Source organism: Actinoplanes sp. ATCC 53533 (assembly GCF_003947245.1).
This window is the reverse complement of sequence record NZ_QHHV01000197.1, coordinates 1-16,804: the sequence shown is the minus strand read 5'-3', so window position 1 is coordinate 16,804 and position 16,804 is coordinate 1. Positions and strand designations below refer to the sequence as shown.

Here is a 16,804-nt window from a genome sequence, read left to right as displayed (position 1 = left end):
CCGAAGGAGATCCCGACGTTGCGCCAGGTGCCGAACGCGCCGAACATCGGCTGGGAACCGGTGTCGACGCACAGCCCGGTGAGAAGCCGGCTGTTGCTGTACCGATCGCAGTGCCAAGCGCTGTACCGCAGCCGCCAACGCTGGTACCAGTCGTCGATGGACCAGTCCGTCACGCAGTTGCTCACCCTCAGCGCCGCGCCCGAGGTGGTGGCACCGCCACGTAGGTCGAGGCAGCGGTAGTCGGCGATGCTCTGCAGGTTGATGCCGGTGAACGCACCGCCCGTCGGCACGGTCCACATCTGCTGAACGCTGTTCTGGTTGCAGGTCACGGCCGTCACCGCAGCGTTGTTGACGTTCTGGGCGGCGCGGGCGAGGCAGAGACCGGTCTGCTCGTTGCGGAGCCGGTAGACCGGCGTGATCTCTTCGTCGACGATGACCGAGAGGTCCACATCCCAGCGCTGCGCCGCGACCGCCGTACCGCTTACTCCGGGCACGTACGTACTGGCGGTCACCACTGATCCGCTGGTGGTGCCAGAAACCTGGAGGACCCGCTGATCTGTCTCCCGGCCGACCCCGACAGCCACCGAATCGACGCTCTCCGCCCGCGCCGGTGCGGCAGCGGACAAGACGCTGACGAAGGTGGCCGCGACGGCCGCGACGAGCCCGGCCGCGACGCGGCGACGTGCCGTGCTTCGACGTTGTGGTGATCGTGGTGTGAGCATCCGTTCCCCGTTCCGGTGTCTCGTGTCCGGAGACCGCAGCGGGGGCGATGGAACCGAGGCTCGACGTCGCCGAGAACCAGGTAGTCGACGCTCGCCGCCCCCGTAGCCGCGATCGTCCGATTACCCAGAGAAGTCAATCAATCGATGGACGTGGCATCTATGCATATGGATTGTGGAAATTGACACAGCCGTCACATCTTGCGGCACACATTGATACTGCTTAATGTGTCGCCGTCAGATCCCGGCGGGCCACCTCGCGCAGGCAGCCGTAGACGATGCCTCCTGCGCCGGCCAGGCAGCCGGCAACCGTCAGCGCGGCGATCGGATCCAGATCGCCCAGCCGAGTCCGGACCACGGCCGCATCGAAGATCAGGTTCCGCTCATACCCGTACGGCAACGGAGCGGACAGCACCGCCAGATACACCACGCCCAACGCCGACACCGCCAGCAGCAACCCACCGACTGCGACGACCGGACCAGCCGTGCGGTACGCAGCGGCCACCGCCAGCACGACCGCGAACAGCGCTACCGACAGCGGCAACCAGATGCCGGCCATGAGCGCACCTACCGCCCCGGCAACGGACCCACCATGCGCCAGCCCTTCGGCGACCAACCAGATATCGACGGCAGCGACAACGATCAACATCGAACCGGCCACCGAAGTCAGCATCGCCGACCGCAACCGCCGGCCGGCGGGTAGCCCCGTCACCGCCAGCAGGAACGCGACAGACGCCACCAGGACGCCCAGCGTCGTCATTCGCTCATCGGCGACGACAGCCTCCACATACGTACCCGGGTCGGCGTCCACCGGCTCAAGGCGCTGCCAACCGGGCCCGTCCGGAGCCCAGCCGTCCTGAACCGCGAAGGTCAATGCCAGAACGACGGTCCCGGTCAGCAGCGACCACCACACCCGCCGAGCAGCCGTCAGCCGCGACATGCCGACGTAGACGGCGAGAGCACCCAACGCCAACACGCCGGCCCTCGCGGCGAACTGATCCGCGCCGGACAGAGACCCCGCAACCGCACCCAAACTCGACGCGACCGCCGCCAAAAGCACCAGTCGCGAGCTCCACACGCATTGATCCTCGCACATGAACCGCAGCCGCCCGCGCATCCTGAGGTAGCCGCGAGGTCCCGCTCGGGTGACGGTCCACGCGTTCGATTGGGCAGCGTGGCGGGTCCGTCACGCAAATGACCGCGCGCGCTTACAGCGCCACCGGCGCGGTTCATCGACGCATGCCAGCCTCGGCCGGGCCAGCGGCTCATCGCAAGTCCGTCTGATGGGGCGAGTTCAGGATCGAGAAGCGTTGAGTACTGCTGTTGACGTCATGGCGGCCCAGGATGAGGTCATGAGTCGTAAGAAGGGTCCGCGTTCGGGCGGTCCGCGGACGCGTCGGTCGTTTACTCCGGGCCAGAAGCTGGAGTTGCTGGCCGGCTACGAGCAAGCCGTCACGGTGGGTGAGGGCGGGGCGTTCCTGCGGCGTGGAGGCTTGTACTCGTCATTGATGACGGAGTGGCGCCGGGCTCGTGACGCCGGACTGCTGCAGGGCCGGGCGGCTGACCAGACGGTCGGGCGACCGTCGGCGGAGCAGGTCGAGATCGCCCGGTTGCGGCGCGAGTGGGAGCGGACGCAGTCGCGGTTGGCCCGGACGGAGACCGCTTTGGAGATCATGGGAAAAGCGCAAGAGCTCTTGGCGGGCATCTCCAGGAGCGAGCCGGACGGTCCGGACGTGTTCGGGCTCGGCAGGCGCTGATGGACGCCAATCAGCAGCTGACCGGCGCGGGCGCCACGCGCGGGGGTCTTCCGATGCCGATGCCGCTACGCCCGTTTACCCCTGGTCGTCCCCGCACGCGCGGGGTCTTCCGAGGTTCAGCGCGCCGCCGACGCCATCGACTTCGTCGACAGGGGTCTCTTGCACTGCCTGCTAGTCTCGATTCATACTAGTTGCCAACGAAGACTAGTCAACGTTGTGAGGAGGTGAAGTCGTGGGTGATCCGGCCGGAGGGTGGCTGCGTGGGGCGCTGGACCTAGCGATCCTGGCCGTCCTGGCCGAGGGCGACCAGCATGGGTACGCGCTGGCTCAGCGTTTGGCCGAGCACGGGGTCGGTCAGGTCAAGGGCGGCGCGCTCTACCCGGTGCTCGGCCGGCTCGAAGCGGCTGGCGCGGTGGCGGCCGACTGGCAGCCGGGCGAGGGCGGCCCGGGCCGGAAGGTCTATGCGATCACCCCTGCCGGGCGCGACCGCCTCGACGCCGAACGCGACCAGTGGCGTGCCTTCGCTGCCGCCTTCAATCGCATGCTGACCACGTCGACCGAGGAGACTTCCCGATGACCACGACCGAGCCGTTCGAGGGCTGGGAGCTCAAGGCGCGGATCGCCCTGAGCGACCAGGGCCTGGGTTATCACGCCGCCAACCCGATCATCGCGGATGTGCGCGCACACTGCGAATACACCGGGGAGTCCCCGTACGAGGCGTTCGGGGAGCCGAAAGACTTCGCCGCGACCACAGCCGCCGAGCAGCCGCCGGAGCTGCTGGAGAAGGTCGACCGCGAGGGCATGACCGTGATGGATTACCTGACCGGCCAGTTGTTCGTGCTGTCGCTGGCCGCCGTTGTGCTGCCGCTGTTCTTCGCCGTCAAGGAACGCGCCTGGTCCTTCCCGGCAACGACTTCGGCGCTGACCGGCACGGCCCTGTTGATTCTGGCGCTGTTCGCGGTCGGAGGCGTGCCCCAAGCCCTGCGCGCCTCCGGCCGTCCCCACCTGATGAAGTTCAGCTACATCGCCACGGGGGCCTTTGGCGTGGGCGCGGCGGCGGCGTACGCGCGCCTGCCGCACGAACATCTCTTTCCCGTGCCGGCCCTGGCGATCGTCGCGCTCGCGCTGATCAGTCTGTATCTGCTGACTCGTACCCCGACGAAGCCCGCCGCACTCGTGCCGTATGTCGCACCAACCCCTCGGACGGCTCGGCCGGTCGGCGCCGAAATGTGGTTGACCCGTCTGACCGGCCTGCTGATCGGACGCTACGACCTTGCCCCGGAGCGGGCCGGCGACTTGACCCGCGAGGCCCAGGCCCATCTGGCCGAGTCGGGCCGTACTCCGGAGGAAGAGTTCGGCCCGGTCGAGGAGTACGCGCTTGAGGTCTCCCGGCACGAACCGATCCGCAAGGAGCCGTTCTACCGCACCCGCCCGGCCCAAATCCTGGGCGGCGTCGTGGGAGTGCTGATCTGCGGCGGTGCCTTCATCCAATGGGTCGGCGACGGCCCTTGGTGGGCCGCCTGGCTGGTGGCCTTTCCCGCCACCGTGGCCTCCATCTGGATGCTGTCCCGAACCGTCCGGAAGCGCTGAGGCGACGATCGATGCGCCGGGCCCATGTACGCACGCGTTTCGGACTGACAGCCGCGTCACCGGCCCCAGCCGTCGCAAGGATTTATCGACAGCGCGAGGTTGGTCATCGCGGCTGCCCGCAGCGCCGGAAGCGGCGAGCTGGGCCTAGCTCCCGCCTCGGCGGCTTGGCACCCCGCCCAGGTCGCTAAGACCGCCACCGCACGAGCCGATCGGTGGCAACGAGGCGCCGCGATCGGCGGCCTGATTGCGGAGCCTACGGATCAGATACTCGCTGATTCTGGCGAGCGGCCTAGAGGGTGTCGGTGGCCACCCTCGAAGAGGTCATTGACCGATTTGTCGGCGGACCGCGACTGCGGTCTCGTCGACCGTCAGCCTGTCGGTGTCGATGACCACCTCGCCGATTCCGGTGTGGGCGAGCCGGTCGGCGTCGGCCGCCGCCCGGTCGGCGATCCGGGCCAGGTCCGCGACGTCGCGGCCGTACAGGCGGTCGCCGGGAAGCCGCGGGCCCTCCCCGGCGCTCCGGCGGGCGATCCGCTCAGCCAGCCGATCGCGCCCGGCCTGCAGCCGCACCAGGGTGAGTTTCGCCGCCGGGAGTGCGTCGGTGTATGCGCGGATCTGGTCATGCGTGTCGGCCGCGCCGACTACGACCAGGAATTCGAGGAGAACAGATCGTCATGCGATTTCGCGAAGCCACAGGGCACGAAGACCTGGGAAATCCCGCGACGCATCGACCCCGAATCGCGTCAAGCCTTCGCGTAGCCGGCACGCCGGATACGCACTTCGAATTCAAAGCAAGTAGGATCACGGGGTGGTTGACCCGGCGCCCGGCCTGAACTCGGAACAACTCGCGGCATACTTCGCCCTGATGGAGGTCAGCAGCCTCCTTCAGTACGCGGTGGACGAGCACCTGCGCGCCGACGGCGACCTCAGTTACGTGCAGTTCCAGATCCTGGCCCGGCTGGCGGACGCACCCGAGGGCAGACTGCGAATGACGGACCTGGCCGATGGTGTCGTCTACAGCCGCAGTGGGCTCACCTACCAGGCCGGGTTGCTGGACAAGCGCGGCCTGATCACCCGTTCGCCGTCGCCGGACGACGAGCGCAGCGTCGTCGTGACCATCGCCGACGCCGGCCGGGACCTGATCGCCCGCGTGCTGCCCGGGCATGTCGACCGCGTCCAGCAGCTGCTGTTCGAACCGATGACCGACAAGGATCTCGCCGCCCTCAGCACCGTTCTCGGCCGGGTTCGCGCCCATATGCGCGCCACCCCGCCACGCTCGGCCAAACCCCGAACCGGCCGTACGCGAACCGACTGAGCGTTGCCACACCCGCCGGGAGAGTTGGCGCTATACAACCCGGCGCCTGATGGACTCCGACGAGGGTCCGGATCCGCAGGTCTTCCTGACGGAGCCCGGCTCGCCGAGTGACGAGAGGTTCCACCTCCTGACTGCCGCGGGCGATTAGGTTCCGGCGGCTGTCGGCCGGCTCACATCGCACAGTGGTTGCTTCGAATTCGAAGCGTGCTATGGTCAGAAAGTGCTTCGCATTCGAAGCACTTGGCAGAGGAAGAGACGAGGGCTTGCGATGAAGGCAGTGCGTTTCCACGAGTACGGCGACCCGAACGTCCTGCGTCATGAGGACGTCGAGCAGCCTGCCCCGGGCGCCGGGCAGGTGTTGATCCGGGTTGCCGCGACGTCGTTCAACGGCGTCGACGGCAACATCCGCGCGGGTTTCATGCGGGGTCCGATTCCGGTGGCGCTGCCGCACACGCCGGGCCTCGACGTGTCCGGCACGGTTGCGGCGCTGGGCGAGGGCGTGGACGGTTTCCAGGTCGACGACCAGGTCGTCGGGTTCCTGCCGATGACGGACGACGGCGCGGCTGCGGAATACGTCGTGGCGCCGGCCGAGATCCTCGCGCTGGCGCCCACAACCGTCCCCCTGGTCGACGCCGCGGCGCTGCCGACCGTGGGCCTTACCGCGTGGCAGGCGCTGTTCGACCACGCGAAGCTGACCGCGGGGCAGCGGGTGCTGATCAACGGCGCGGGCGGCGCGGTCGGCGGCTACGCCGTGCAGTTGGCCAAGAACGCCGGCGCGTACGTGATCGCCACGGCCGGCCCGCACAGCAGCGACCGGGCCAAGGCGGCCGGTGCCGATGAGGTCATCGACCACACCACCACCGCGGTGACGTCAGTGGCGGCCCCGGTCGACGTGGCGCTCAACCTGGCGCCGATCGAACCGGAGCGGCTGGGCGCGCTGCTCACCCTGGTCCGTGCGGGCGGTGTGCTGGTCAACACCACGGTGTGGATGCCCGCGCCCAGCGACGAGCAGCGCGGCGTCCGCGGCATCGACCTCTTCGTCCGCAGCGACGCCACCCAGCTGGCACATCTGGTCACGCTGGTCGACTCCGGTCAGCTGCGCGTCGACGTCGCGCAGCGGGTCCCGCTGAGCGAGCTACCGGCCGTGCATGTCCAGGCCGCCGCGGGTGCGCTGCACGGCAAGGCCGTCATCGTCGCCCCTACCGCCTGAGGGCGGGGGCGGTGGCGCGAGCGCTGCTGGCCGACGGTGAGCTCGGCGGGCGGGCGGTGGCGCGCGATGCCGCATCGGGCAGGGCACGGGCGCTGGCCGACCCCGGTGCCGACCTGGTCGAGGCCGAGACGATCGGCGCCACGATCCCGGTGGCCAGTGGCCGGCCGACCGCGAGCAGATCGCTGCGGCGCTCGGCACGATGACCGGCGAGCGGGAGGACATGGTCCGCAGCGATCGGTGCACGTCGTTGCTAGGGTGCGCACGGTCGGGTTCGACGATACCGAGGGGGATGTTCCATGGAGTTCCAGTACTGGCAGCCTGCTGTGCTCGTCGTCCTCGGCGCACTGGTCGTGTGGGGTCTGGTGGTGTCGCGGCGCAAAACACTGCTCGGCTTGGCGATCGCCCTGGTGACGATCAGCGGCTTTCTGCTCTACACCCTGGTGCTGGAGGAGTCCTACCTCGAGCAGGACACCAACGCCCAGTTGGAGACTGTGGCGCTGGTCGGGATTCCCGCCGTCCTGGGTGTCGTCTTCGGGGTGTTCTCGGTCAGGCGCACCGGCGATCGGATCTGACGAGGCTCCGGCCACAGAGCCGCGAGGGCGATGCCAGCCCAGCACAGGACGGCGCCAGCGGATGCTCGACGGCCTACTGCCGCGCGATCATTGACATAGACGGATCCCGATGTCAGGGTACGGGCACCGATCATCGTGTCGCCCACGCCTGCCACGGGCCGCTACCCGCTGCCCGTCAGAAGGGAACGCCCATGCGCCTACGACGGACCATCGCCCTCGCCGCCACCGCCGTCGCGGCCGCCACCGGAATCCTCACCGGACCGGCACCCGCGCAGGCGGTCGCCGCCGTCAACCTGGCATCGACCATCGCATTGAACAACTGTTCCGCCTCCCTGGTGCGCTACCCGAACTCGATCAGCTCCGACCGGGCGCTAATGCTCACCAACGGTCACTGCTACGAGGGCGGTTTCCTCGCCGCCGGGCAGGTGCTGCAGAACCGCACCAGCACCCGGTCAGGAACGCTGCTCAACGCCGCCGGCACCGCGCTGGGCCGGGTCCGCGCCGACCGCCTGCTGTACGCGACGATGACCGGCACCGACGTCACGCTCTACCGGCTGACCTCCACCTACGCGACCCTGCAGAGCTCGTACGGCGCGACCGCGCTGACCATCGCCGACAGCCGCCCCGCCGACGGCAGCGCCGTCGCGATCCCGTCCGGATACTGGAAACGCACCTGGAACTGCAAGATCGACGGATTCGTCGGCGGGCTTCGCGAGGACAGATGGAGCTGGCACGACTCTATCCGCTACGACCCAGCGTGCGACACGATCTCCGGCACCTCCGGATCCCCGATCGTCGACACCGCCTCCGGCCAGGTCGTCGGCATCAACAACACCGGCAACGAGGACGGCGGGATGTGCACGCTGAACAACCCCTGCGAGGTCGCCGACGACGGCACGACGACGGCTTTCCCGGGCCAGAGCTACGGCCAGCAGACGTACTGGTTCACCACCTGCGTCACCGCCGACCGGACGATCGACCTCACGAAGTCCGGTTGTCTGCTGACGAAGCCAGCCGCCTGACCCGCGGCACGTCCTGATCGAACGACTCGGCAGACGCAGTCGTCGACTGATCGGCTGTCGCCGCGGCGACAGCCGATCAGACCGTCGCCAGGATCGTCGCCAGCTCCGCCGGCCGCGTGACCATCGGCCAGTGCCCGGAGTCGATGTCGACCAGGTCGACGTGCTTCGCCCGGGCCAGCTCGGGCGCCTCCCCCTCGGCTATCCACTCCCGCGCCTGGGCCGCTGTGAACTCGGGACACACCACCACGACGGGCACGTCGAACCGGCGCTCGTCCGTCAGCCGTACGACGCCCCTGGCCACGCCCTCGGGGACCGGGATCGCCGCCGCCGCGAACGTCCGCCGCGCCTGCTCATCCAGGTCAGCCGCGTCGGCCCCGTCGAACGGCTCCCAGCCCGGGAACGGCATGACCCCGTCCGTGATCTCGAAGAAATCGGCGTACGGCTGCCCGTCGCTCACCGGGAACCCACCGATCAGCACCACCTTGGCCACCCGACCGGGGCGCGCGTCGGCAGCCAGCCAGGCCAGCGTGCACGCGACGGAGTGCCCCACCACCACCGACCCGCCGGGCTCCGCGTCCACGGCGGCAAGCACCGCGGTCACCTGGTCGGCCAGGGTCGCCGAGGAGTTGCCGTCTCCCTGGCCCGGCAGCGTGACCGGCACCGCGTGGCGACCCCGTTTCCCCAGCTCCGACTCGACGCCGGTCCACGCCGACCCGTCGAGCCACAAGCCACCCAAGAGCACGATCTGTTCTGCTGTCATAAGCTCAACCTAGAACCGATTCCGGACGATCTACTTCCGGTACTCTGCCTGTTGTGCCGACCGGTCCGAGCCCGACCGCCCGGGCCCTGCGTGCGCTCGAGATCCTGCAGGCACGTCCCGGCACCACCGCCGACCAGCTCGCCTCGGCCCTGGGCGTGACGGAGCGGGCCGCCCGGCGCTACGTCGGCATCCTGCGAGAGGCCGGCATCCCGGTCGAGTCCGCTCGCGGGCCGTACGGGGGCTACCGGCTGGGCCGCGGCACCCGGCTGCCGCCGGTCGTCTTCACTCAGGAGCAAGCCCTCGGCCTGGTCATGGCAGTGCTCGACGGGCAACCGGCCGCGATCGACCCTGACGACCTGGTCGGCGCGGCGCTCGCCAAGGTCATCCGAGCCCTCCCGGAGACCATCGGACGGCAGGCAGCGGCGCTGCGAGCCCACGTCTCGGCCGCCTCGGACCGGCGGTCAGCCCGCCCCGACCCCGCCACCATGAGCACGTTGGTCGCCGCCGTGGCGGACCGACGCCGTGTCCTGATCACCTACCGGGCCGAAAGCGGCGAGCAGTGGGACGCGGAGGTCGACCCGTGGGCGGTCGTGGTGCGGTACGGGCGCTGGTATCTGCTGTGCCATTCGCACCGCGCGGACGCGATCCGCACCTACCGCGTCGACCGCATCCGAGCCACGCGACATACCCCGCACGGCTTCACACCACCCGACGACCTGGATCCGGTCGCCGCGCTCGAGGAAAACCTGGGCACCGGCTGGAAGTACCTCACCCGCGTGGTGTTCCACGCGCCACGGGAGAAAGTGGCGCCGTGGGTCCGCCCGCCGATGGGCCGCCTCGAGCCGGACGGCGACCGGTGCGTGCTGGTCGGCAGCACCCGAAACCCCGCCATGTACGCGCAGGAGTGGCTTGCCACCGTTCCGTTCGATTTCGTTGTGGAGGAAGGCCCCGAACTACGCGCTGCCGTGGCCACGGTCGCGGCGCGCTTCAGCAAAGCACTCCCGCCCCCGGCACCCGGGACGGGCTGGACAGCTCGTTAAGCGGATTGAAAGCGCCGGTCCGCAGCCTTACCCGGGCGTACCCGCGGTTGGGCCGGCGCTCGGCATCTTCTGCTCGACGACCTGGGCCTGTCCAAGGCAGCAGAAGCACACGCCCGCCGCCGCGGCGACTTCCCGATGAGGTCCCGAAATTCCTTAGGAGACAGCCGGGTACGGCAGGGTCGCCGGTGCGATCCGGGCCCGCTTTCCGGTCGTACGCAGCGTCGACGCGCTGCTGTGGCGGAACAGCCGCCCGCCGAACCGCAGCCAGGTCACCTCGCCGTCGCGGCCCCGGACGAAGTTGGCCCGGCTGTGCGTGTCGGTGCCGTCCGGTGCCAGCGCCAGCACGTAGTCCCGGCGGTAGAAGGCCAGCCGCAGCGCCTCGGTATCGCCGTCGCGGAGGCTGAGCTGGCCCGCGTCCGGGACCAGTTGCAGCTCGAACGGGTAGGAGGTGCCGTCGAAGTCGATCTGCTCTCCCGAGTAGGTGCCCGCGTAGGCGGCGAGAGCGGCGTCCGGCAGCGCGCGCGGGACGGCCGGGAGGTTGCGCACGCCGGCGAAGCGGCGCAGCGCCCAGTCGTCCGCGAAAAGCTCCGCGGTCAGCCCCGGGCCACCCTCCGAGTTGGTCAGCACGGTCAGCGCGAATCCGCGTTCGGGCACCATGAGGAAGCCGGAGTGCTGGCCCGTCCAGTCGCCGCCGTGCTGGACCACCCGCGGTCCCTCGGCGGTCGGCCGCAGCATCCAGGTCACGCCCGCGCCGTCCAACTCCACGAAGAGCGTGCCGCCCGGGCCCGGGCGGGACTGCATCGCCCGGATCGAGCGGGGCGTGAGCAGGCGGCGGCCGCTGCCGGGCACCCGGCCGTCGCCGAGGTGGAAGCGGGCCCACCGGAGTTGGTCGCGGGCGCTGGAGATCAGCCCGCCGGCGGGGTTGAGGCTGCGCGGGATGGCGAAGGCCTCGGGCAACGCGACCGGCTGGCCGTCGGGCCCGGGCACGTGCGAGGTGGCGACCGCGACGCCGGGCAGCTCGTCCAGGAAGAACCGGCTGTGGTCCAGCCCCAGCGGACCGGTGACCAGCGTGTGCATTACCTGCTCGTACGGCGCGCCGGCGGCCACCTCGATCAGCCGCCCGGCCAGCGAGAGCGCGGCGTTGTTGTACGCGAACAGCGAGCCGGGCGGGAAGAGCTGCGGCAGCCGGGTCATCGCCGCCACGTACTCGGCGAGCGCGGCCTCGTCGGAGCCCGTGTCCAGGAAGAAGTCACCGAGCCAGCCGGCGCTGTGGTTGAGCACCTGGCGCACGGTGACCCGCGCGGACGCGGCCGGGTCGGCGGTGCGAAACTCCGGCAGGTAGCTGCGCACCGTGCGGTCCAGGTCGAGCCGGCCGCGCTCGACCAGGCGCATGACCGCCGTACCGGTAAAGGTCTTGGTGGTGGAGGCGACCCGGAAGACGGTGTCGCCATCCACCGGTGCCGGTGCGTCGAGGTTCGTGACGCCGAAGCCGCGCACGTACTCCTTGCCCCGATAGAGCAGGCCCATCGCCACGCCGGGGATGCCGTACCGGGCCATCCCCTCGCGGATCTTGTCTTCCAGCTCACGCACGGCGGCCGGCGCCCGCGTAGCGGTGGCGCCCGCCGCCGGGGCACCTACCGCCGTGCTGGTCGCGACGGCAGCCACACCACCGGCGGTGGCGCGCAGAAGCGTGCGGCGGGACATCGGCTCAGACATCGAACAACCCCCTGTCGTTCGCGCGCCGGTCGGGCGCATGTCCGATTTACTGTATCCACCCCCTTCAATGCCACTACCGGACTTTGCCGGACCCGGCCACTGGGTCTGTCGGATCAGCGGCAGAAACTCCGGCGACCCCGTTCGGCCTGCGAAAATACGCCGGGTTGAGCAGTACGTGAGATGCCGCTGACAGACCGTCCGCACGGCGAGGAGTCCCCCGTGACCGACGCGACCCCCGACGAATTCCGGCCGACCGCCCTCACCCCACCGTCCACCTGCGCCCTCGGCTGGCAGCCCAGCGCCCTGGCCCCCGTCTTCTGGGGCTGGCGCGAGTACGGGCCGGCCGACACCGCGCCCACCCGGGTGCGGGTGTTCCATCCGAGCATCGACCCCACCCCGAACACGGCGGAGCTGCTCAGCGGCTGCGGCAAGTACCCGTTGATCGTCTTCGCCCACGGCTACTGCGAGCAGGACACCAACCACTACCAACGATGGTTCCGCACCCCGGCGGCACTGGCCCGCTCCGGCTACATCGTCGCCGTGCCCGAGCTGCCGGACATCCACGTGCACCCTGCGCAGAGCCCCGGCACCCAACAGGTGCTCGCCAACACCGTGACCTGGATGCGGCAAGGTTGGCCCGGAAAGGCCGTGCTGCTTCCCGCCGCGAAGACCGGCCTGGCCGGCCACTCCTACGGGGCACTGCACGCCGGCATCCTCGCTACTCGCATCCAGGTGGCCGCCGTCGCCTCACTCGGCGGCGTGTGGAACGACTGGCAGCCCGGCTACGGCACCAAACCCATCCACCAGGGCACCGTGCCCCGCCTGCTGGCCTGGGGAGTCGACGACCCCCAGGCCACCCTCGACGCCCTGAGCTGGAACCCGATCCCCAAACCCAAGCACCGGGCCATCTACGGCGGAGCCGAGCACTACGACTACTTCCCGTACAGCCAGAACCTGCCCTGCCGGACCAGCAGCGGGACGTGCCCACACGTCGGCATCGCCACCGACGACCTGCTCGTCATGTTCTTCGGCAACTACCTGCCGCCGGAGCTGTGGCCCGACCTGCCCGGCCGCATCCCCAACAACCTCACCCCGCCGACGCTGAACCTCACACCCGAGCAGGGTTTCTACGCCGGCGGTCACCTCACCGGCCTGTCCACCTTCAACGCCACTTCCTCGTGCAGTGTCTCCCTCTCGGTCGAGCTGCCGCTGGACAAGACCGTGCCGCACGTCCGCGAGCTGCCGCGCCCGCAGGCCGACCAGGCCGTCCGGGCCGCCGGTCTGGTGCCTGTCTTCACCGGATCGACCAGCTCGAGCGCATGGGTGGCGAGCCAGTCGCCAGCGGGTGGCACAAACGTGGTCGCGGAAAGCACGGTCTCCATGACCATGCAGACCGGCCCGATCCCGTAACGACCCGACCCGCCGGACCTCGACCCACCACATCGGAAGGAAGCCGCTGCGCGTTGGGGCCGGGTAGGGCATGCGCCCACCCGGCCCCGGTACGCGGCACGTCAGGGCAGCGGCGCTTCGACGCCCGACAGTGCGAGCACGAAGGCCGGCAGCCGCTCGCCGCGGATCGGGATCGCGTTCAGCGCGGTGGTGAACTCGCGCAGCTCGGCGGCGGTGAAGGCGAACTCCTCGGTGCCGATGTTCTCCAGCAGGTGCGAGGTGCGGGTGGCGGACGGGATCGGCACGATCCACGGCTGCTGCGCCTGCAACCACGCCAGCGACAACTGCCCCGGCGTCGCCCCCTTGCGCACCGCCCACTCCGACAGCAACTGCACCACCGGCATGTTCGCGGTCATGTTCTCCGGCGAGTGCCGCGGCACGAACGCCCGGAAGTCACCCTCGACGAACCGGGTGTACGGGTTGATCGTGCCGGTGGTGAACCCGTACGCCAGCGGCGCCCAGCACACGAACCCGATCCCCAACTCCGCACACAGCGGCAGGATCTGCTGCTCGGGCCCGCGCCACATCAGGCTGTACTCGTTCTGGATCGCGGTCAGCGGATGCACCGCATGCGCCCGGCGTACCGTCTGCGGCCCCGGCTCGGACAGCCCCCAGTGCCGCACCTTCCCGGCCTTGATCAAGTCTTTGACCGCGCCGGCCACGTACTCGATCGGCACCTGCGGGTCGACGCGGTGCTGGTAGAGCAGGTCGATGTGGTCGGTACGCAAACGCTTGAGCATGCCGTCGACGGCCCGTTTGATGTGTGCGGGCTGGCTGTTCAGGCCGGGTAGCTGCTGGCCGGTGTCCGGGTCGATGTTCCAGCCGAACTTCGACGCGATCACCACGTCGTCACGGACCCGCCGCAGGGCCTCGCCGACGATGCGCTCGGACTCGAACGGCCCGTACGCCTCAGCGGTGTCGAAGAAGGTCACGCCCTGGTCGACCGCGGTCCGGATGATCTTGATCATGTCCGCGCGGCTGCTGACCGGCCCGTACAGCCGGCCGGGCATGGTCTGGCAGCCGAGCCCGATGCTGGAGACCTTGAGCCGGCCCAGCCGGCGGCGGCTGGTCAGGGTAGTGGCTGTGCGCGCCGGGGCGCCGTTGCCGGCGGGACGGCTTGACGCTTGCGCGGCCGTGGCGGGGCCGACCAGGCCGGCCACCGCGGGAGTTGCCGCGACGGCGGCCGCACCCGCCAGGAATCGGCGTCGGCTGTTGTTGTCTGACATTGAGCACCTTCTCGTTGTCGCGACAGGGGCATGACTTGCGCCATGCAACCCGCGACAGCGGCAAACAGGGAGACCCCGCTGAAAGGGGTGCTGGCAGCGTCTCCCTGCGGCGTGTCCGGGCTCGTAGCGTGGCGGCATGGACAACCGCAGCGAGGTACGAGACTTCCTGGTCACCCGCCGCGGCAAGGTCACCCCCGAGCAGGCCGGCCTTGCCACCTCCGGCACCCGCCGGGTCGCCGGGCTTCGCCGCGGCGAGGTCGCCCAGCTCGCCGGTGTCTCGGTCGAGTACTACACCCAGCTGGAGCGCGGCAACATCCGCGGCGCCTCGGAAAGCGTGCTCGACGCGGTCGCCCGTGCCCTACGACTGGACGAGGCGGAACGGGCGCACCTGTTCGACCTGGCCCGGTCGGCCGCCCATGCCAGCACGACTCTGCGCCGCCGGCCGGCCGCCCAGCGGGTCCGCCCGATCATTCAGCAGATCCTGGACAGCCAGCACTCCCCCGCGTGGGTGGGCAACGGCCGCGGCGACATCGTGGCGGCCAACCGCCTGGGCCGGGCGCTGAACTCGCCGCTGTTCGACAGCCCCGCCGGTCCGGCCAACCACGCCCGGTTCCGGTTCCTCGACCCGCGTGCGGCCGACTACTACCGCGACTGGGACACCACCGCCCGCGACACCGTGGCGGCGTTGCGGACCGCGGCCGGCGCGAACCCGTACGACAAGGCTCTGTCCGACCTGATCGGGGAACTTGCTACCCGCAGCGAGGAGTTCCGCGCCCGCTGGGCCACCCACGACGTACGCCTGCACCGCACCGGAGTCAAACGGCTGCACCACCCGGTCGTCGGCGACCTGGACCTGTCCTACGAAGTCCTCGAACTGCCCTCGGACCCCGGGCTGGCCCTGCTCATCTTCACCGCCGAGCCGGGATCACCCTCGCAGCACGCGCTCGACCTGCTCGCCAGCTGGGCCGCCACCGAGGCACAGCAGGTCTCGCCCTGACCCTCAGCAGTATCCGATCCGGCATGCGCCCTCGCGGGACGCCCGCGGCCTGGACTACTTAGACCTGACCCCATAGCCCTACGGCGACTACTACCGGGTCGAGACGCACCTGTTCTTCCAGTCACGGAGCAGCCGGCACCGGCTCCGCGCCGCCGGAACGGCTCCCTCCGACCGGATACCGCCGGCGCGGGTGGCGAATCGGGAGGCACTTCCTGACGCAGCGCCGCCGAGCGCTGGAACCGGTGATCAACTCTTCGGCATGCCTGCCTGCTGGGCGAGGCGGTTGACGACCCCCGCGAAGGTCCTGCGCATGTACCGCTCCAGGATCCAGCCGGTGCCGGGCACCCGCGGCCGGAAAGTCGCATGCCAGCGGATGTCTGTGCCACCGGAGTCGCTGGGCGTGAGGTCGAACGCCGCCCGGTAGTCCCGGAAGATCGATTCTGTCAGCGACAGATAGCCGAGCCGGCGGTCCGGGACGAGTTCGGTGATCTGGAGGCGCGTGGTGGCGCCGTGGCTGTGGGCAACCCAGACGGTGCCGACGAGATCACCCGGCTGGGCCTGCGGGTCCTCAGCATTGATCGACTCGATCGACTGCCACTCGGCCCACCGGGAAACGTCGCGAACCATCGCGTAGACGGTGGACGGGGGCACCGGGGTGTGTGCGCTGACGTCGTAGCTGGGCATGAAGATCATATTTGTGCGCCGTCGTGCCCCCGGTCCACCGGACGCAGTCAGTGGGGCAGATTCACGCTTTTCTGTGCCCTTATGACCGGCAACGAGCCGGCAGCGCGCGCAGCCGGCCGCCGGGGACCTCGGCGAGCAGCCGATAGGCTCGGATCCTGATTCGGGAGGCCACGTGCGGTTCTTGCTGAACGGCCAGGAGCACAGTCTCGACGCCCAAACGGTGATCGAGCGGACTCGAGGTATGCCACCAGAACCCGTTCGAGCGCACGCGGTGCGCATCGAGAGCGCGACCTTCCCCGGTGAAGCAGGCGTTCGAGCTGGCCAGCAGGATCAACAGGGCGCAGTTCACCAGCCAAACAGCAGTGCGTCACCTGACCGCACTCGGCTTCGAGATCATCAGCCCGGTAGCGAGGTCGGGCGCGATAGGCGCCATCGCCGCCGCGGGATCAGCGGCAGCAGCGGACACCGCACATCAGTGGCCATGGGAAGGCGCCGTCCAAGCGGTCTTTGTGGACGCGTTGCAGCACCATGAGTGGTTGATCACCGCCACGGCGGACACGGCCACGAAGGCGCCGGGCGTGGACGTTCTGGCCATCAAGGGCAATCGGCAGCTCGGCGCCGAGGTCAAGGGCTGGCCATCGACCGGCTACGCCGACCCGCGCCGGGCCGCCGAGGTGAAACGCACTCAGCCGAGCACGCAGGCCGGACACTGGTTCAGCCAGGCCCTGTGCAAGGCCGTGATGCTTT

General features: G+C 69.9%; 19 protein-coding genes. 13 read left to right on the top strand and 6 right to left on the bottom strand.

The window, feature by feature from the left end:
• Together DMB66_RS46230 and DMB66_RS46225 are read right to left on the bottom strand one after the other, a co-directional pair.
• Positions 1 to 512, bottom strand: a 512-nt coding sequence (locus DMB66_RS46230; RefSeq protein ID WP_199753018.1) for an RICIN domain-containing protein, incomplete at its 3' end; no start/stop codon positions are given.
• Positions 513 to 942: 430 nt separating this feature from the next.
• Entirely contained in the window at positions 943 to 1,836 is an 894-nt protein-coding gene (locus DMB66_RS46225) for a hypothetical protein (protein WP_125810471.1), read from the bottom strand.
• 235 nt (positions 1,837 to 2,071) lie between these two features.
• Between DMB66_RS46225 and DMB66_RS46220 the strand changes: the two genes are divergently transcribed.
• The 9 genes from DMB66_RS46220 (at position 2,072) to DMB66_RS46180 (ending at position 8,185) form a co-directional block, all read left to right on the top strand.
• The gene (locus tag DMB66_RS46220) at positions 2,072 to 2,476 is read left to right on the top strand and encodes a hypothetical protein (RefSeq protein ID WP_125810470.1); all 405 of its coding nucleotides are present in this window, start codon (positions 2,072 to 2,074) and stop codon (positions 2,474 to 2,476) included.
• Positions 2,477 to 2,708: 232 nt separating this feature from the next.
• Complete coding sequence (locus DMB66_RS46215) at positions 2,709 to 3,053, top strand: PadR family transcriptional regulator (RefSeq protein ID WP_125810469.1); 345 nt, start codon at positions 2,709 to 2,711, stop codon at positions 3,051 to 3,053.
• The gene (locus DMB66_RS46210) at positions 3,050 to 4,066 is read left to right on the top strand and encodes a hypothetical protein (protein ID WP_125810468.1); all 1,017 of its coding nucleotides are present in this window, start codon (positions 3,050 to 3,052) and stop codon (positions 4,064 to 4,066) included. The genes DMB66_RS46215 and DMB66_RS46210 overlap by 4 nt, the downstream gene beginning before the upstream one ends.
• A gap of 333 nt (positions 4,067 to 4,399) precedes the next feature.
• Positions 4,400 to 4,825 (top strand): hypothetical protein, encoded by a 426-nt coding sequence (locus DMB66_RS46205; RefSeq protein ID WP_125810467.1) that lies wholly within the window; start codon positions 4,400 to 4,402, stop codon positions 4,823 to 4,825.
• Between the two features lie 49 nt (positions 4,826 to 4,874).
• Entirely contained in the window at positions 4,875 to 5,381 is a 507-nt protein-coding gene (locus DMB66_RS46200) for a MarR family winged helix-turn-helix transcriptional regulator (protein WP_125810466.1), read from the top strand.
• 268 nt (positions 5,382 to 5,649) lie between these two features.
• A complete protein-coding gene (locus DMB66_RS46195; protein WP_125810465.1) occupies positions 5,650 to 6,591 on the top strand; it encodes an NADP-dependent oxidoreductase in 942 nt (313 codons plus the stop codon).
• Positions 6,592 to 6,602: 11 nt separating this feature from the next.
• Positions 6,603 to 6,794 (top strand): hypothetical protein, encoded by a 192-nt coding sequence (locus DMB66_RS46190; protein ID WP_125810464.1) that lies wholly within the window; start codon positions 6,603 to 6,605, stop codon positions 6,792 to 6,794.
• Between the two features lie 93 nt (positions 6,795 to 6,887).
• Positions 6,888 to 7,163 (top strand): hypothetical protein, encoded by a 276-nt coding sequence (locus tag DMB66_RS46185; RefSeq protein ID WP_125810463.1) that lies wholly within the window; start codon positions 6,888 to 6,890, stop codon positions 7,161 to 7,163.
• A 191-nt stretch (positions 7,164 to 7,354) separates the two neighbouring features.
• On the top strand, positions 7,355 to 8,185 hold the full coding sequence (locus tag DMB66_RS46180; protein WP_125810462.1) for a serine protease: 831 nt from the start codon (positions 7,355 to 7,357) through the stop codon (positions 8,183 to 8,185).
• A gap of 76 nt (positions 8,186 to 8,261) precedes the next feature.
• On the opposite strand, the gene DMB66_RS46175 is transcribed toward DMB66_RS46180, so the two are convergent.
• A complete protein-coding gene (locus DMB66_RS46175) occupies positions 8,262 to 8,945 on the bottom strand; it encodes an alpha/beta fold hydrolase (protein WP_125810461.1) in 684 nt (227 codons plus the stop codon).
• Positions 8,946 to 8,998: 53 nt separating this feature from the next.
• Between DMB66_RS46175 and DMB66_RS46170 the strand changes: the two genes are divergently transcribed.
• The gene (locus DMB66_RS46170; protein ID WP_125810460.1) at positions 8,999 to 9,985 is read left to right on the top strand and encodes a YafY family protein; all 987 of its coding nucleotides are present in this window, start codon (positions 8,999 to 9,001) and stop codon (positions 9,983 to 9,985) included.
• 153 nt (positions 9,986 to 10,138) lie between these two features.
• Here DMB66_RS46170 and DMB66_RS46165 read toward each other — a convergent pair whose 3' ends face one another.
• Positions 10,139 to 11,701 carry a serine hydrolase gene (locus tag DMB66_RS46165; protein WP_125810459.1) on the bottom strand — a complete coding sequence of 521 codons (1,563 nt, stop codon included), beginning with the start codon at positions 11,699 to 11,701 and terminating at the stop codon, positions 10,139 to 10,141.
• Between the two features lie 219 nt (positions 11,702 to 11,920).
• On the opposite strand from DMB66_RS46165, the gene DMB66_RS46160 reads away from it, so the two are divergent.
• A complete protein-coding gene (locus DMB66_RS46160; protein ID WP_125810458.1) occupies positions 11,921 to 13,111 on the top strand; it encodes a PASTA domain-containing protein in 1,191 nt (396 codons plus the stop codon).
• 101 nt (positions 13,112 to 13,212) lie between these two features.
• Here the strand turns inward: DMB66_RS46160 and DMB66_RS46155 are convergent, their stop codons facing one another.
• On the bottom strand, positions 13,213 to 14,376 hold the full coding sequence (locus DMB66_RS46155) for an aldo/keto reductase (protein ID WP_125810457.1): 1,164 nt from the start codon (positions 14,374 to 14,376) through the stop codon (positions 13,213 to 13,215).
• Positions 14,377 to 14,512: 136 nt separating this feature from the next.
• On the opposite strand from DMB66_RS46155, the gene DMB66_RS46150 reads away from it, so the two are divergent.
• Entirely contained in the window at positions 14,513 to 15,373 is an 861-nt protein-coding gene (locus tag DMB66_RS46150) for a helix-turn-helix transcriptional regulator (RefSeq protein ID WP_125810456.1), read from the top strand.
• A gap of 246 nt (positions 15,374 to 15,619) precedes the next feature.
• On the opposite strand, the gene DMB66_RS61790 is transcribed toward DMB66_RS46150, so the two are convergent.
• Positions 15,620 to 16,057, bottom strand: coding sequence for an SRPBCC family protein (locus DMB66_RS61790; protein ID WP_158647574.1), 438 nt, complete (start codon positions 16,055 to 16,057; stop codon positions 15,620 to 15,622).
• A 299-nt stretch (positions 16,058 to 16,356) separates the two neighbouring features.
• Between DMB66_RS61790 and DMB66_RS46140 the strand changes: the two genes are divergently transcribed.
• A partial coding sequence (locus DMB66_RS46140; RefSeq protein ID WP_199753017.1) for a hypothetical protein occupies positions 16,357 to 16,804 on the top strand: 448 nt, incomplete at its 3' end.

Excerpts from the sequence above, each read along its gene's own strand:
- DMB66_RS46225 (WP_125810471.1), bottom strand. The coding sequence starts at position 1,836 with ATGCGCGGGCGGCTGCGGTTCATGTGCGAGGATCAATGCGTGTGGAGC.
- DMB66_RS46220 (WP_125810470.1), top strand. The coding sequence starts at position 2,072 with ATGAGTCGTAAGAAGGGTCCGCGTTCGGGCGGTCCGCGGACGCGTCGG.
- DMB66_RS46210 (WP_125810468.1), top strand. The coding sequence starts at position 3,050 with ATGACCACGACCGAGCCGTTCGAGGGCTGGGAGCTCAAGGCGCGGATC.
- DMB66_RS46195 (WP_125810465.1), top strand. The coding sequence starts at position 5,650 with ATGAAGGCAGTGCGTTTCCACGAGTACGGCGACCCGAACGTCCTGCGT.
- DMB66_RS46185 (WP_125810463.1), top strand. The coding sequence starts at position 6,888 with ATGGAGTTCCAGTACTGGCAGCCTGCTGTGCTCGTCGTCCTCGGCGCA.
- DMB66_RS46180 (WP_125810462.1), top strand. The coding sequence starts at position 7,355 with ATGCGCCTACGACGGACCATCGCCCTCGCCGCCACCGCCGTCGCGGCC.
- DMB66_RS46175 (WP_125810461.1), bottom strand. The coding sequence starts at position 8,945 with ATGACAGCAGAACAGATCGTGCTCTTGGGTGGCTTGTGGCTCGACGGG.
- DMB66_RS46165 (WP_125810459.1), bottom strand. The coding sequence starts at position 11,701 with ATGTCTGAGCCGATGTCCCGCCGCACGCTTCTGCGCGCCACCGCCGGT.
- DMB66_RS46155 (WP_125810457.1), bottom strand. The coding sequence starts at position 14,376 with ATGTCAGACAACAACAGCCGACGCCGATTCCTGGCGGGTGCGGCCGCC.
- DMB66_RS46150 (WP_125810456.1), top strand. The coding sequence starts at position 14,513 with ATGGACAACCGCAGCGAGGTACGAGACTTCCTGGTCACCCGCCGCGGC.
- DMB66_RS61790 (WP_158647574.1), bottom strand. The coding sequence starts at position 16,057 with ATGCCCAGCTACGACGTCAGCGCACACACCCCGGTGCCCCCGTCCACC.